Raw genomic sequence first — 13,866 nt, forward strand, 5'->3', positions numbered from 1 at the left:
CTACTTATGAAGCGCTGACTGGAATCAGCTTACCGCCGCCGGACAGGGTGATGGTTTCCCCGTTCAACCAGCTATTTGCACTCGTGCTTGCATCATAATAAATGGTGTGTCCGTTATCCACGATGTTGGAGAGTTTAGTGTCACTGTCTGTCAAAGAGGTCAGATAAGAATCTGCTGTAACGACCCATTTGCTTGTTTTATCGAGATTTAACACAACCGATTGGGCTGTGTTTTCCGAATTCATAGCGCCTTTCAGGGTTGTTTTGTTTTTCAGATTAGCTGTAATGGAACTGACTTTATCCGCAGTAATGCTGCCCGGCAATGTTTGATTGTCCGCGTTCAGTGTTATATTCGCCCCGTTTGAACCTGTGGTTCCCCACTTGTCAGCAGCAGCGTTCAGCAATACTCCTGTATTTCCTTTTAATTTGGCCCCTTTCAGGTTAATCACAGCTTCTGTATTGGTAGAATAGAAGATATGTATAGCTGTCCGAGCCTTCGCCTGGTTGTCCGCTTGGTGGCTCGCCATCCGGGGGCGTTCCTTCCGGTGGGGCTTCTACGGTTGCGCTAGTACCTGTGGCACTGGTGTCTGTGGAAGTTACTGTAGCGGAATCCTCTTGAGTGGCAGTTACAGATGATGAAGTAGAAGCAGCGGCTGTTCCGTCCGTCGAGGAGCTGGCATAAGCATACGATGCAGTAATGGAAGCCAGCAGTACAGCCGTAACGATTACATTCAATTTCTTTTTCATAAAATTCATCCCTTTTCACAAAGTATAGTTTGGTAAAGCCTGTATGCATGGACTTGATGGTTCTATAAGGTGTCAGGTAACTTTTAAGGAGTGAATTGCTTGTCCTTATCGGCTACAAACTCATCTTAGAACACTAAATTGAAAATAAAATGAGTGCTCACTGAAGGTTTGCTGAATGCAAAAAAGCAGACCCTCCAATAAGGCGGAGAGCCTGCTAACTGCTGTCTTCTGCTGTCTATCGTCTGCCGTACAATGAGAAAAAAAGATTGGATTAGATTGAAATATCCAGTGACTTCCCAACACCGGTAATGTCGCTACTGTTAGCAGTGTTGACACGAGTGGTTTCCGTGTTGCTTGGTGGAGCTGGCTTTTCCACTTTCTGAGTTGAAGTACCGCTGGTTTGAGAACTTTGCTGGGCAATCTGCGCTTCAATTTGTTTAATTTGCTGCTGAATCTGCTTCATTTTCGTTTCTTTTGTATCTTTATTATCCTTACTTTGCTGTACCTTGTTGTACTCCGCTTCAAGTTGAGCTTTTTGCTTTTCCAGACTAGCTGTATCATTGGTGCTGGATGAAGATGTGGTGCTTGCAATAGATATAGAACTGCTGGATGTCGATGAAATGTTCATAATAGATTCCGCCTTTATAATAGTATGGGTTTACAGTTGTGGGCTAACTAACTCTAAGTAATGGTATTGCAAGGTATAACTATGAAGATGATGAAACAGATTGTTCAAAAACTTTAGCGATTTTATCAAATAAAGCCGATATTTCTTCATCTGTCGCATTCGATTCGTCCGTATTGCCCCATGCATTTTTTAATGCAGACAACAGATCCGTTGTTTGATCATCCTCTGAGGACGTCGACCTGGATACCAGACTGGAACTCAGAATACTTTGCAAATCACTCATGAGAGATCTTTTTTCATCTATCGTAAGTTCCTTTTCAGATGTAGTGCTGTTGTCCTCCTGGTTCGAGGTCTTCTGTATATTCCATACGAACGGAGGCATAATCCCACCTATCGCTTGCATCATAGGGGGTAAACCGCTGCTATCGACCTCCGATTGGAAGGAGTCATCTTTGGGCGGCGGTGCAGGGCGGTTACTCTGGATCGTTTCTGCTACTTTATCGAATAGATCCGATACTTCCTCATCCGTTGCCGTCGAAAGATCCAGATTGGATAATAACTCGGTAACCGAAGCCAGCGGGTTCTTGGTATTGCTGTTAGTAGGTTCATCTGGTTCAGATAAGGCGCTTGAAGAGATCAGGTAGCTTTGCAGCTCGGATAATAACGTTTTCTGTTGATCCGTAGTCAGCGTAAACGCATCCTGATCGTATTTGTAATCCTTACTGTAGTTTTCCGTAGGAATCGAGGCTTGCATTCCACCCGCATATTCCATAAATTCCGTGCTCAATTCGAGTGAATCGTTAGATTTCTTGTGTGTGATGTTACCTGTGTTATTTAATCCAATCTCGTTGGACTTCACCGTATTCGAGGTATCATAGGAAGTCGTGATCAGATGCCTGTTAATGGATAGTGACAAAGTAGATCCCCTCTCAGTGTACATGATGTTTTTAGTTGCCCACCTCTCTTTCATCGGTAGCGAAACTGAATGCAACCTGAGGATACGCTGAATGATAACTGAATAATTTCCCCACTGCTCCCTGGACTATAGTCGAGGAAAATCCCCGCCGTAGGACGGGGATATGAACCCTACTCCAGACAGGAGCAAGCTAAGGTATAATTTGTTACTCTTAGCAGAGAATAAACGAACGTATTCAGAAAATCGAAAGTAGGGGAACGGTTCATGATCCGTATTAGTCATTTGGTTCACGAGAGATTTCTGTTCTTATTTAAATTTTTCCATTCGCCAGCCTATGTGGGTAGTGTAACACCAAGCTCCAGATTTCTAGCTAAAAAAATGATCGAATCCATTCCATGGAGTGAAATTCATAGTGTTGCCGAGCTTGGTGCTGGTACCGGGGCAATCACTCAATACATTCCATCTGCTGCAAAGGAACAAACCAAGGTACTGCTTTTTGAGAAGGATCAGACAATGCGACGAGATTTAAAAAAGAAATTTCCGAATTATCTTTGTTACTCCGACTCCCGTGAGCTTCAACGTGCTATGCAAAATGCCGAAATTGAAAAGCTTGACTGCATTATAAGCGGGCTGCCATTTTTTAATTTCCCCCAAGCAATGCGAGATCAAATTGTAGAACAGATTCACCTGTCGCTCAAGGATCAGGGAATGTTTATTGCCTTTCAATATTCCAAGCAAATGAAGCAGCAGTTAGGGGAATGGTTTGATATTGAGGAAATCAAGTTTGTGCCCATGAACATTCCACCTGCTTTCGTCTATGTATGCCGGAAGAAAGCATGAATAGGGGGAGTCGTTATGGACGTTGAATACTTAATTTCCATCATCGAACAGTATGGCTATGCGGCACTATTTTTTTCCCTATGGCTCGGGATTGTGGGGCTACCCATTCCAGACGAAGTGATTGTGATGACTGGCGGGGCTGTAACCAGCATGGGAATACTTCAACCGCTACTCGCCTTTTTCATCGTATATCTAGGGGTTATATCGGGCTTGTCCTTAGGTTATGTATTGGGAAGATTCTTGGGTACAACCGTACTGGATCGTTTACGACGAAAAAAGAATATGGTCAAGTACATTACATTTTCGGAAAATTTGGTACATAAGTATGGCAATTTCACCATTTGCATCAGTTATTTTCTGCCGATTGTTCGTCACATCATCCCTTATATTGTCGGGATCAATAAAATGAGCTTCAGGCGTTATGCTTTGTTCTCTTACTCAACAGGCTTGATCTGGACGCTAATCTTCTTTTTGCTCGGACATTTTTTCGCCGATCATGTACAAACAGCAGGAGAACTTATACATCATTATGGCTTACAGATCGCGTTGCTTCTTATGGTACTGGCAATACTATTTTTTATAATGAAATACGTTTGGGGGAAGAAAACAACTGAGGAATGAAGGTGACTCATGTTCGGCATGTTCATTCTGGCGTTACTTACCTACATGAAAAAGAAATAGACCGCCCTGACTAAGGAAAACGGTCTATTTCCGACCTTATCTTACGCGGCCGACTGCTCTTTATGCAGTTGTTGTATGCTGGAGCCGTTGTTCCTGATATAGCTGTTTCTTTCATAAAACCTTTGAGCCATCTTATTATCCCTTCCTGTTGTTAAACCCATTCCTTTGGCTCCAGTTAGCTTTCCATGTTTCTGAGCTATATAAACTGAAATGGAAAGTTACATGTGGTGCCACTCCGCAGACGGATGGTGCTTCCCATCGCCACCGCCCCCGGATTTCTCGAATTAAGCCTATGATTAGGGTAGAAATCCAGGGAGGTGATGCTTCCGAAGCGGGCTTTCCTATGGAAAGCTTTGAAAGCGACCGCTTCGCTTGTACAGCACCATTCCGCCTACTCCGTTTTCTATGTACATTCTCTAATTCAACTTATATATCCTTTAGGATAAAACGACAGATTCCATTGCGACAAAACGCTCCTTTAAGAACGCTCGCGCTCCCTCGATATCCGATTCCTATATTAAAAAATATTCGGTATTGATCAAGCAATTCTGCGATTTCATTGAGATTTTCAATGGTAGCTTGTCTAACAAAAAGACGTGTATAAATGTAATATTCTCCCTTTATTTACTCATCTTTCAAGTTAATCTAGAATGTTCACACAATGTTCGATATTTTCCTATTGATTTGATGTCACTATGATGTCACCTTTCGGTATACCAGATCGCTATGTAATGATACAATATTTACATGATAATTTTTAATAGCGTGTTAAAAATATTTTTCATCCCGGAGGTTTGCAAGTCATGTCTAATTCTTTAGAGATATTAATTGAACCCATAATCAGAAACCGATTAGAAAAATTGTATAGCATGCTTTCCAAAAACACACCAGAATACAATCAATTTTCTATGGAATGTAATCAATACTTCCAGCAAATTCGTGAATCCGTTCCTGAGCATCTCGAACACACACTATTCTTATATGAAGATGCTCAAATCTCTCTTCAATCTATTTTGGAGAACCAAATATATTTACAAGGATTTAAAGACGCCATACAATTTTTAGATGAATTACGCGTATCTTATACCGACTAATAATTATAATCTAAACCTATTTATCTTAAATAGAAAACAAACACCTAGAAACAGGCGTTTTCATTTTTGTCCTTTTTAGCAAGACTATCCATATGATATACTATAAACTAACAACAGAATGGCTTAGATGGGCGGTCGGCTAGTCTCCTGCAAAGGAGGTGATGCCTGTGGAGGTTAAAGATACACTGATGTTGATGATTCAGTTTGCAACGTTAGTGATCTTGATTATTTCCTTCAACAAAAAGAAGTAGACCGCCCTCAGCAAAGGTAAACGGTCTACTTCAGCGCCTTTGTTAACACAGCCACCGCCCTTATAAGCGGCTGTTGTCAAAGAGTGAGGATGTTGGAAGCATCCTTACTCTTTTTTAGTATATACCTATTGGCTATAGTTTATCACAGGAAAAACCATATTGCCAATATGGAAAATCTTTTATTCAGGCACCCAAATGTAAGATTGCCCACCTAACATTCTCTATTCATAATTCCACTTAAATCGCTGCAATTTCCTTGCCAATCGGCATGGTGTAATAGAGTGGCTTTTGCTGTTCGTTTTGCTGGTAGACTACGAGTAGCAGCGTGCGGCCTTCGGCGGTCAAAGGGCTGCCGCCACTCAGAATATGATCCAGCCGGAACGGCAGAACATCCAGCACAGCGTGCTTTTGCAGTTCCTTTTCACCCAGCTTCAAGGAAGCGAAAGACGGAATCACCTCGCGGTATGGCTGCGGCTGCGGACTGTCCGAAACGGAATGGCCATCTGTAGCATGAGAAGCAGGTGCAGCAGTTTGCGTCGCATCTGCCACAAAGTCTGCAACCACAGGTGACAACAGCGCATCCGGGTGCTGGAGAGCCATTTTCATATAGCTGGACCAATCGTCCTTCTCCAAGGCGTGTTCCCACCAGATTTTACGCGGCTTGTATTTATGGTTCAGGAAATAGTCGAGCTTCATCAGCCCAAGCACCATATCCATTCGCTTCGTTCCGCGTGATTCAAGAAAGGACTGGAGACGCGTGAACAGGTCTTCGAGCTGGTGGCCGATTTTTTGCCAGCCTTGTCCCTCCCAATAGTCTCCGAACTCCTGAAAGAAATCAAAGGCGGACGCAAATTCGCGCTCGATCAGATAGTTCACCGTGTGATCCATACGATGGGAGTTCCAGTATTTCTCCAGCACATCTTCCAAACGTTTAAGCCGAACGATATCGGCAAAGGAAAGGACGTCATTGCTCAGCATTTCATAAGGCGCAACATCCATGTACGTATAGTTGTACTTGTCTGCGTCGATGCGCAGCCCCGTGCCACGCAGCATTTTGAGGAAGCCGAGCTGAAGCTCTTCCGGGCCGAGCGCAAAAACGTCATTAAACGTTTTACGGAACGTGTTGTAATCCTCCAAAGGCAGGCCGGCGATTAAATCGAGATGCTGGTCGATCTTGCCGCTTTGCTTGACCTTCGTAACGGTACGGGAAAGCTTGGCAAAGTTCTGGCGACGCTTGACCAGCTCATTGGTCGGATCATTCGTCGACTGGACGCCGATTTCAAAGCGGAATACGCCCGGCGGCGCGTTTTCCGCCAAATAATCCAACACCTCGGGACGCATAATATCTGCCGTAATCTCAAACTGGAAGACACATCCGCGATGGTTTTCAATGAGAAACTTGAACATTTCTAGCGCATAATCGCGTTTAATGTTAAAGGTCCGATCCACGAACTTGATCAGGTTGGCTCCGTTGTCGATCAGATACAGAATATCCGACTTCGTGCGCTCAATATCGTAATAACGTACCCCTACCTCAATACTGGACAGACAGAACTGGCAACTGAACGGGCAACCCCGACTGGTTTCAAAATAAACAACCCGTTTGCCTAATTCCGGTATATCCTCTGCAAAGCGGTACGGTGACGGCAGCTCGTTCAAGTCCGCCTTTGGACGGCCCGGCATCTGAATGACCTCTTCTCCCTTACGGTAGGCCAGTCCATATACAAAATGGTACTTTTGCGTACCCTCAATCTCCTGAAGCAGCTGATGAAAGGTTTCCTCCCCCTCACCGACAACGATAAAATCCACATTCGGCAGGCGTTTCATCCAATGGTCGGTATCGTAAGAGACTTCCGGGCCACCGAGAATGATTTTGACCTCCGGCATAATCTTTTTCAACACATCAATGACTTTAATCGTCTCTTCAATGTTCCAGATATAGCAGGAAAAGCCGATGACATCCGCTCCCCGCTGAAACAGGTCGGATACGATGTTCATCACAGGGTCCTTGATCGTATACTCCGCCAGCTCAATGTCAAAGTCCTTTTCACTGTAGGCTTTGAGACACCGGATCGCCAGCGAGGTATGAATATATTTTGCGTTTAACGTTGATAAAATGACTTTCATAGGTCACAACCTTTTATAGTTTGCATGACGCCTCATATCTTTTAGTATAGCTATTCAAAATCCTCGTACACATCGTCCGCATAAATCTCATCTTCACTCACCGTTCCTCCGGCATTCCCCTGATTTTGAAAAAAATCAAGGAACAGCTTGCCGTACTTGCGGAACTTCACTTCGCCGACACCCTTGATTCGTAGCATATCCGCCTCAGATTGCGGGTTCGCTACACTCATCTCACGCAGCGTAGCATCATTAAAAATGATATAGGACGGCACATGCTCCTGCGCGGCCAAATCGCGGCGAATCAGGCGCAGTTGCTCGAACACCGTTTCGTTGACTGCCGCTGGGTACGCATCGCGTCCCTGTCGTCCACGTGAGCCTGTCCCACCTGCAAAAGCTGTGGCATGTCGCACCACACGCTGCATGACTTCGCGCTGACCTTTCAGCACTTCAGCGGCAGGCTGCTGCAAGCGCACAACCGGATATTGTCCCTCAGACAACAACAAGTAGCCTTCTGATACAAGGACGTTAATAATTTCAGAAATTTCTTTTTCCGTCCGATTGCCCATTACACCATAGGTTGGCAGGCTGTCAAAGCCATACTGTAGCACTTTTTTGTTACGCGAGCCTTTCAATACCGAGGCTACCATCGAAACACCAAAACGTTCCCGCATGCGATGAATACACGAAAAAATCTTTTGCGCATCAATGGTCATGTCCACCAGTTCCCGTTCATCCGTACATGAACTGCATGTGCCGCAAGCCTCATGCTCCTCTGCCTCACCAAAATACTCAAGCTGTGCCGTACGCAAGCAGCGAGTCGTGTAGCAATAATCAACCATCTGCTGGAGCTTACGGTAGTCGTTGCGCTTGCGGTCCTCATCCTGCGGATTTTGCTCGATCAGGAATTTCTGGGTCACAATATCCTGCGGTCCGAACAGCAAAATACATTGGCTCGGATCGCCGTCACGTCCTGCGCGTCCCGCCTCTTGTACGTAAGCCTCCATATTTTTAGGCATATTGTAGTGAATGACGTAGCGCACGTTCGATTTGTCGATCCCCATGCCGAAGGCGTTAGTCGCTACAATGACACGAATATCGTCGTACAGGAACCCCTCCTGGCTGTCTGCCCGTTCCTGATCGGTCATCCCGGCATGATAACGCCCAGCCGCCATTCCCGCATCCCGCAGCCGTTGGTACAGATCGTCCACGTCCTTGCGTGTTGCTGCATAAATAATGCCCGATTCGCCGTCATGCTCACGCGCATAATTCAGCAGAAAGCTGCGCTTGTCCTCCCCACGCAGCACACTGAACGCCAAATTTGGCCGTCCCAGGCCCGTGACGAATGTCTCCGGCTCACGCAGGCGAAGCAGCCGCACGATGTCGTCCATGACCTGCGGTGTCGCCGTTGCTGTAAATGCCGCTACAATCGGGCGCTCGTACAGCCCCTCCACGAACGGAGCCACCGCCAGATAACTGGTACGGAAATCATGTCCCCACTGGGATACACAGTGCGCCTCATCGACCGCAACGCAGGAAATCGGCAACTGCGCCATCTCATCGCGAAACCAGTCCAGCTCCAGCCGCTCCGGTGCAACATATAGCAGCTTCAAATCTCCATTCCGTGCGGCACGTATGCGGTCGTTCACTTCCCGGCCACTCAGCGTACTATTAATATAGGCAGCCGCAATCCCCATCGTGGTCAGTGCATCCACCTGATCCTTCATCAGCGAGATCAGCGGTGATACAACAATCGTCAGCCCATCATGCAGTAGCGCAGGGATTTGGTAGCATATGGATTTCCCGCCGCCTGTCGGCATAATGCCCAGCGTATCGTTGCCCTCCAGCATACTGGCGACAATTTTCTTCTGGCCTTCCCGGAAATCGGGATAGCCATAAAATTTTTGCAGTAGATCCTGCGCCCGTTCCAATGTTGGTGCTTGTACACTCATAGTTTCAAAACCCCTCATATTTCTGGCGTCCTCGACGCATATCGGCTTATCTTTCGTTACCTTTAGTTTACCGGGGTTCAGGGCAATGTTCAACCGCTGGAAGTCCATAGGTATAATGTATAATGAAATTCTTATCGAACCCTTCTACCATGGCGTTCGCTGTTTTCTCATGATATAGTGAACACGGTGCCGCAAGTTTGTCCATTACTATGATGAGACACGGTACCAAGAAGGAGAAAGAACCCATGAACAATCGTAAACCCAATCGAAAAAATCATACAAAATCCACGCCAAACACAGGCAACGCCAAACGCAGCCACAAACCCGCCGGAAAATCCGGCTCACATAGACCCGAAGCACGGGGCAAAACGGGGGTTTTTGATAAAAATGCTGCCCGAGAGCACGGTAAACCGGAAAAAAACATTGCAAAAACATATATTGTACAGGAGCCTGCCGAGCTGTTGAATTTTTTGGTAGAGCATGTGTCTGGCATGGGCCGCAATTCCATTAAATCAGCGCTGGCCCGTGGACAGGTGTCCGTGAACGGCATTCCTCGTACCGTATTCAATTTTCCGCTGGAGCAAGGTCAGACAGTGGCCCTCTCCAAGGAAAAGATCACTCCCGTGGTGCCGCTGACCGGGCTGCGTATTTTGCATGAGGATGAGGCTATTATTGTCATTCACAAGGATGCCGGGCTGCTGTCCGTCGCCTCTGCGCAGGAACAGGAAGTAACTGCATACCGTCAGCTTACGGCACATGTTCGACGTGAACATCCATACAATCGTATTTTTGTGCTGCATCGTCTGGATCGTGATACATCTGGAGTCATGATGTTTGCGAAAAGCGAAGCCATACAGCAGGAAATGCAACAAGCGTGGAAGGAAGTTGTGTATGAACGAACGTACATCGCTCTCGTAGAAGGACAGGTTAAAAAAGCTGCGGGCACCATCACCTCATGGCTAAAGGAAAGCAAGACGCTGAAAATGTACTCCAGCCCATATCCGAATGACGGACAGCACGCCGTTACTCATTACAAGCTGCTACAGGCCAATCGGCATTTTTCCTTACTGGAAGTACGTTTGGAAACCGGACGCAAGAATCAGATCCGCGTTCATATGGAGGATATCGGCCATCCGATTGTCGGAGATAAAAAATACGGCTCCAAAGCCAAATCTATCGGCCGCCTCGGCCTGCATGCGCGGGTATTGTCGTTTATTCATCCCGTCACTGGAGTATTGCTGCGGTTTGAATCTGACATTCCTAAAACCTTTTTAAATCTGTTTCGAGAGTAGACTTACGTAAAACAAGCAGGAATAATTGAAGTGGAAAAATCTACGGGGAATCAGGGGGCTGTATGATACAGCTCCCTTTTTTATTCATTAAGCGGTATGCTTTCGGACACCATTGGCCGTTTTCATCAGCTCGTCCCAAATGGAAATGGGTGCATTGCAAACAGGACAACTCAGCCAACCGTTTAAGTAGGGTAAGTGCGCTAAAAGGTTGTTTTCCTCAATTTTTTGGGCATATTGGTATAGCCACTGTAGATTCGAGCCTTTATGGTCCAATGAGCCGGATTGGATCGAATAGGGAACCAGACTGTTTGAATTTACCGGATCTTTATCGTAAACCACCAGAACATCACTATGTTCAACAGGCCAAATATAGAGCGGGGTTCCGCAATGCGGACAATCCAGTGTATATTCATCCCCAGTATCAAAGCTTTGAAGCATATAAGCTACGCACCGATAACCCTGAAAGGCAGCAGCCGCAGCCAAAACATATCGTTTGCCGACATTTCCTTCGTGATCCTTGGCATACAACACCATTTCCTCGGTCAATTCGGTAAGCCGGACAATGGCTTGCTGGTATTGTTCATATATATACTCAGCCAGACCTGCATCCAGTTCTACCTGATCCCTTGCAAATTCCAACGGAACTTTTGAATGTAAGGGATTAACATTTTTCGCTTCAAATATTCCGCAAATGTTATAAATATCTGCTCGAATACTTATATCAGAACTGCTTAACGCAATATCTACGAGGTACGGTACAGCCGCAAAGGTACATGTATATAACGTATTTTGGTGATATAGTTCCTCCCAATACAAGGTGTCAGCTATTTCGCCGTCGTATCCGGCTTGGAGCTGCTTCAACATTTCCGGGACGTATTGAGAGGAACCATAGGGGCCTTGGAGCAAAGCCCAGGCCGGATCGGACAAAGCCAGCATCTTGAAACTCCTTTCACCGTTTTACTTTCAGTGTAACATGGGATGGTATTGTGAAATCCTTTTTGCTATCAAATTCATTTTAACTTCATAATTCTCAGCTTCTTACGTTTATTTTATTATACGTTTGGTTTTAGCTGAAGTTTCTTTTTTCATTTTATGCAATGCCCAAAGTCACTATCTTTGCAAGTCTATAATCATATTCGGTTAAGTTTACGGTATTGTGAAGGTGATATGTGTCTTCTGGCGGAAAAAACCCGACTAAAATAAAATCCGTTCAGGTATCCGCATTTTTCCGCAATATCTTCCAGCGTATATTCTGTCTCCAGCAATAAAGTCTGGGCCTTCTCCAGACGCAGTGAGGTCACATACCGGATGGGTGTCAAGCCCACCGCCGCTTGAAAGCGCCTCGTGAATTGCACCGAACTTAACCCCAAACAAGCAGCCGTTTCTTTGATGGACAAGGGTTCACATGCATGCTCCTGAAAATAGTGAAGCGCACGTTGGATCAACGGGTCATTCACCCGATTCGTACGTTCCTCCGTGCCCCCTCTGCTGGCTCTGCTCCAAAACAAAAAAAGCAAATCCTCCAGCAGATGATTTTTCCATGTTCGGGCACGGCTGCTATCATCCAGCGCGTTCGCACATAAATAACGGCAATTCGATAGAAAGCGATCCTCATCTTCCTTATCCAAAACAGCATGGATTGATGCGCCAATGCTACTGGCTTCAGGGAGTGAAAAACGAAAAAAGTGGAAGCTCAGCGGCGTTAGGATTTTACGGTGGAATACCTCTTCGGGCGGACAAAGAATCAAGGACCCGGCTTTCGCCTCCCCACGGTGTTCCTTGATAGTATAAGCAAACTTTCCTTCTTCAATTACATTGGCAATCCAATACGCGTCAGTATCAAACGCCAACTGAAAAAATTCTTTCCGCTTCCAATATACATGCTGATGAATGTGTACCCCAAACACGGGCGTTCACCACCTTCATTTTCCATGTCCTGCTGACTATGAGCCAAATATCCACAAAGCGTGCTATTCATGATCCGCCTAGTCACATTATAAATCCTGTTACTAAAGATTAGCTGAACGTGAAATTAAGTATATGTGCATGATGTTTCCGTGCATGTCAAAGCGAAGCTCTCTCGGGTAACATGATCTCGATCGATCATAAAGGAGCGTGAGACTGCATGAGACAGGAAACCTTTAGCGCCGATATTACCGTAGCAGGCGGGGGATTGGCCGGTGTCTGTGCAGCTGTTGCGGCGGCTCGTCTGGGCCAGACGGTGGCGCTGGTACAAAATCGTCTGGTGCTGGGAGGAAACTCCAGCAGCGTTGTGCGGGTATGGGTATGCGGAGCCACGAAACACGGGGTAAACCGGTACGCCCGTGAAAGCGGCATTATGGGCGAGCTATTCACGGAGAATCAGTATCGCAACCCTGACGGGAATCCTTATCTGTGGGATGCGGTTGTCCTTGATCTTGTTCTTGCTGAACCGAACATTACCTTGTTCCTCAACACGGATATTTATGATGTAGAATCGGAGGAACTCGTATTCGCAACCAACGAATCTAAGGAAAGCGAGTCTAAGGAAAAAGGACAGCAGCGTATGATTCGGGCAGTGACCGGATGGATGACAGGCTCGGAACGGCGTATCCGCTTTGAGAGCAGCGTGTTCCTTGATTGTACGGGAGACGGGCTGGTCGGATTCCTGGCAGGTGCCAAATATCGGCTGGGACGCGAGTCACAGCAAGAATTCGGAGAATCACTGGCTCCTGAAACGGCAGATATGACGTTACTCGGCAGTACGATTTTATTTTATACACGTGATACCGGGCATTCCGTCAAATACGTACCTCCTTCCTTTGCCAAGGACATCCGCCAAACACCGATTCCCAAAAGCCGAATCCTTCGCAGCGGAGATTCCGGCTGCCACTACTGGTGGATTGAATGGGGCGGTGAACTGGACACGGTACATGATAATGAACGGATACGTGACGAGCTGTGGGACACGGGCAAACCGCAAAACTATGTACCTGCTTCGCTCCAAGCCTCCTGTGAAACTGCGGTTTCCGCAGGTGATCAGCAGTGGGTTGAGGCCCGTCTGCCTTGGGCACCTGACCAGGCAGCGAATGCCTTCTTGATCGTGAGAGCGAATGAACATGTATCGCTATACATGTCCCATCAACCGCTCAGCGGCGTGCTTTCTTTTATACAGGATCAGGCTGTCTGCTCCAGCTCGGGACTGCACGGATATGTGCGAGCCAGCGCGATGCTGGAATGGACCATGCGATCCGGTGCCACGTCTATGGTGCGCAAATGCTTTTGCTTTCGCATTATAGAGGAAACGAATAGTTACGCTCCCCCTAATATTATAAACGGGCATGTACGACCATATGGTGGACC

The 13,866-nt window shown here is 46.4% G+C and carries 13 protein-coding genes and 2 pseudogenes; 7 read left to right on the plus strand and 8 right to left on the minus strand.

Translation table 11 applies throughout. From position 1 onward, the window contains the following. Positions 1–4: 4 nt before the first annotated feature. The 4 genes from ACQ4MX_RS06695 to ACQ4MX_RS06710 all read right to left on the minus strand — a co-directional run bounded on the left by ACQ4MX_RS06695 (position 5) and on the right by ACQ4MX_RS06710 (position 2,290). Positions 5–526 (minus strand): hypothetical protein, encoded by a 522-nt coding sequence (locus ACQ4MX_RS06695; RefSeq protein WP_431089856.1) that lies wholly within the window; start codon positions 524–526, stop codon positions 5–7. Then, on the minus strand, positions 441–746 hold the full coding sequence (locus ACQ4MX_RS06700) for a hypothetical protein (protein WP_431089857.1): 306 nt from the start codon (positions 744–746) through the stop codon (positions 441–443). The genes ACQ4MX_RS06695 and ACQ4MX_RS06700 overlap by 86 nt, the downstream gene beginning before the upstream one ends. Before the next feature lie 271 nt (positions 747–1,017). Then, positions 1,018–1,374, minus strand: coding sequence for a FlxA-like family protein (locus ACQ4MX_RS06705; RefSeq protein ID WP_431089858.1), 357 nt, complete (start codon positions 1,372–1,374; stop codon positions 1,018–1,020). Positions 1,375–1,453: 79 nt separating this feature from the next. Next, complete coding sequence (locus ACQ4MX_RS06710; protein ID WP_431089859.1) at positions 1,454–2,290, minus strand: hypothetical protein; 837 nt, start codon at positions 2,288–2,290, stop codon at positions 1,454–1,456. Between the two features lie 264 nt (positions 2,291–2,554). Between ACQ4MX_RS06710 and ACQ4MX_RS06715 the strand changes: the two genes are divergently transcribed. From ACQ4MX_RS06715 to ACQ4MX_RS06735, 5 genes and pseudogenes are all read left to right on the plus strand, one after another. After that, on the plus strand, positions 2,555–3,130 hold the full coding sequence (locus ACQ4MX_RS06715) for a class I SAM-dependent methyltransferase (RefSeq protein WP_431089860.1): 576 nt from the start codon (positions 2,555–2,557) through the stop codon (positions 3,128–3,130). Positions 3,131–3,145: 15 nt separating this feature from the next. Continuing rightward, positions 3,146–3,751 (plus strand): DedA family protein, encoded by a 606-nt coding sequence (locus tag ACQ4MX_RS06720; protein ID WP_431089861.1) that lies wholly within the window; start codon positions 3,146–3,148, stop codon positions 3,749–3,751. 6 nt (positions 3,752–3,757) lie between these two features. Continuing rightward, a pseudogene (locus tag ACQ4MX_RS06725) lies at positions 3,758–3,811 on the plus strand (putative holin-like toxin); the annotation flags it as partial. A gap of 803 nt (positions 3,812–4,614) precedes the next feature. Continuing rightward, entirely contained in the window at positions 4,615–4,905 is a 291-nt protein-coding gene (locus tag ACQ4MX_RS06730) for a hypothetical protein (protein WP_025684591.1), read from the plus strand. A gap of 161 nt (positions 4,906–5,066) precedes the next feature. Beyond that, positions 5,067–5,156 carry a putative holin-like toxin gene (locus tag ACQ4MX_RS06735; RefSeq protein ID WP_007429455.1) on the plus strand — a complete coding sequence of 30 codons (90 nt, stop codon included), beginning with the start codon at positions 5,067–5,069 and terminating at the stop codon, positions 5,154–5,156. Positions 5,157–5,393: 237 nt separating this feature from the next. Here ACQ4MX_RS06735 and ACQ4MX_RS06740 read toward each other — a convergent pair whose 3' ends face one another. Both ACQ4MX_RS06740 and recQ read right to left on the minus strand, forming a co-directional pair. After that, positions 5,394–7,283, minus strand: a complete 1,890-nt coding sequence (locus tag ACQ4MX_RS06740; RefSeq protein ID WP_134910619.1) for a B12-binding domain-containing radical SAM protein — start codon at positions 7,281–7,283, stop codon at positions 5,394–5,396. A 50-nt stretch (positions 7,284–7,333) separates the two neighbouring features. After that, positions 7,334–9,232 (minus strand): DNA helicase RecQ, encoded by a 1,899-nt coding sequence (gene recQ, locus ACQ4MX_RS06745; protein WP_431089862.1) that lies wholly within the window; start codon positions 9,230–9,232, stop codon positions 7,334–7,336. Positions 9,233–9,477: 245 nt separating this feature from the next. Here recQ and ACQ4MX_RS06750 point away from each other — a divergent pair, with 245 nt between their 5' ends. Beyond that, complete coding sequence (locus ACQ4MX_RS06750) at positions 9,478–10,524, plus strand: RluA family pseudouridine synthase (protein WP_431089863.1); 1,047 nt, start codon at positions 9,478–9,480, stop codon at positions 10,522–10,524. A gap of 87 nt (positions 10,525–10,611) precedes the next feature. On the opposite strand, the gene ACQ4MX_RS06755 is transcribed toward ACQ4MX_RS06750, so the two are convergent. Further along, positions 10,612–11,460, minus strand: a complete 849-nt coding sequence (locus tag ACQ4MX_RS06755; RefSeq protein WP_431089864.1) for a hypothetical protein — start codon at positions 11,458–11,460, stop codon at positions 10,612–10,614. Between the two features lie 194 nt (positions 11,461–11,654). Continuing rightward, positions 11,655–12,431, minus strand: coding sequence for a helix-turn-helix domain-containing protein (locus ACQ4MX_RS06760; RefSeq protein ID WP_431089865.1), 777 nt, complete (start codon positions 12,429–12,431; stop codon positions 11,655–11,657). Between the two features lie 218 nt (positions 12,432–12,649). On the opposite strand from ACQ4MX_RS06760, the pseudogene ACQ4MX_RS06765 reads away from it, so the two are divergent. Beyond that, positions 12,650–13,468, plus strand: a pseudogene (locus ACQ4MX_RS06765) (FAD-dependent oxidoreductase); the annotation flags it as partial. Between the last annotated feature and the right edge of the window lie 398 nt (positions 13,469–13,866).

The sequence above is a fragment of the Paenibacillus sp. 8b26 genome, from assembly GCF_050626875.1.
In the GTDB taxonomy this organism is placed as follows: domain Bacteria; phylum Bacillota; class Bacilli; order Paenibacillales; family Paenibacillaceae; genus Paenibacillus.

Bases quoted from the DNA above. Each gene is read 5' to 3' on its own strand.
- ACQ4MX_RS06695 (WP_431089856.1), bottom strand. From the start codon at position 526: ATGGCGAGCCACCAAGCGGACAACCAGGCGAAGGCTCGGACAGCTATA.
- ACQ4MX_RS06700 (WP_431089857.1), bottom strand. From the start codon at position 746: ATGAAAAAGAAATTGAATGTAATCGTTACGGCTGTACTGCTGGCTTCC.
- ACQ4MX_RS06705 (WP_431089858.1), bottom strand. From the start codon at position 1,374: ATGAACATTTCATCGACATCCAGCAGTTCTATATCTATTGCAAGCACC.
- ACQ4MX_RS06715 (WP_431089860.1), top strand. From the start codon at position 2,555: ATGATCCGTATTAGTCATTTGGTTCACGAGAGATTTCTGTTCTTATTT.
- ACQ4MX_RS06720 (WP_431089861.1), top strand. From the start codon at position 3,146: ATGGACGTTGAATACTTAATTTCCATCATCGAACAGTATGGCTATGCG.
- ACQ4MX_RS06730 (WP_025684591.1), top strand. From the start codon at position 4,615: ATGTCTAATTCTTTAGAGATATTAATTGAACCCATAATCAGAAACCGA.
- ACQ4MX_RS06735 (WP_007429455.1), top strand. From the start codon at position 5,067: ATGCCTGTGGAGGTTAAAGATACACTGATGTTGATGATTCAGTTTGCA.
- ACQ4MX_RS06740 (WP_134910619.1), bottom strand. From the start codon at position 7,283: ATGAAAGTCATTTTATCAACGTTAAACGCAAAATATATTCATACCTCG.
- recQ (WP_431089862.1), bottom strand. From the start codon at position 9,232: ATGAGTGTACAAGCACCAACATTGGAACGGGCGCAGGATCTACTGCAA.
- ACQ4MX_RS06750 (WP_431089863.1), top strand. From the start codon at position 9,478: ATGAACAATCGTAAACCCAATCGAAAAAATCATACAAAATCCACGCCA.
- ACQ4MX_RS06755 (WP_431089864.1), bottom strand. From the start codon at position 11,460: ATGCTGGCTTTGTCCGATCCGGCCTGGGCTTTGCTCCAAGGCCCCTAT.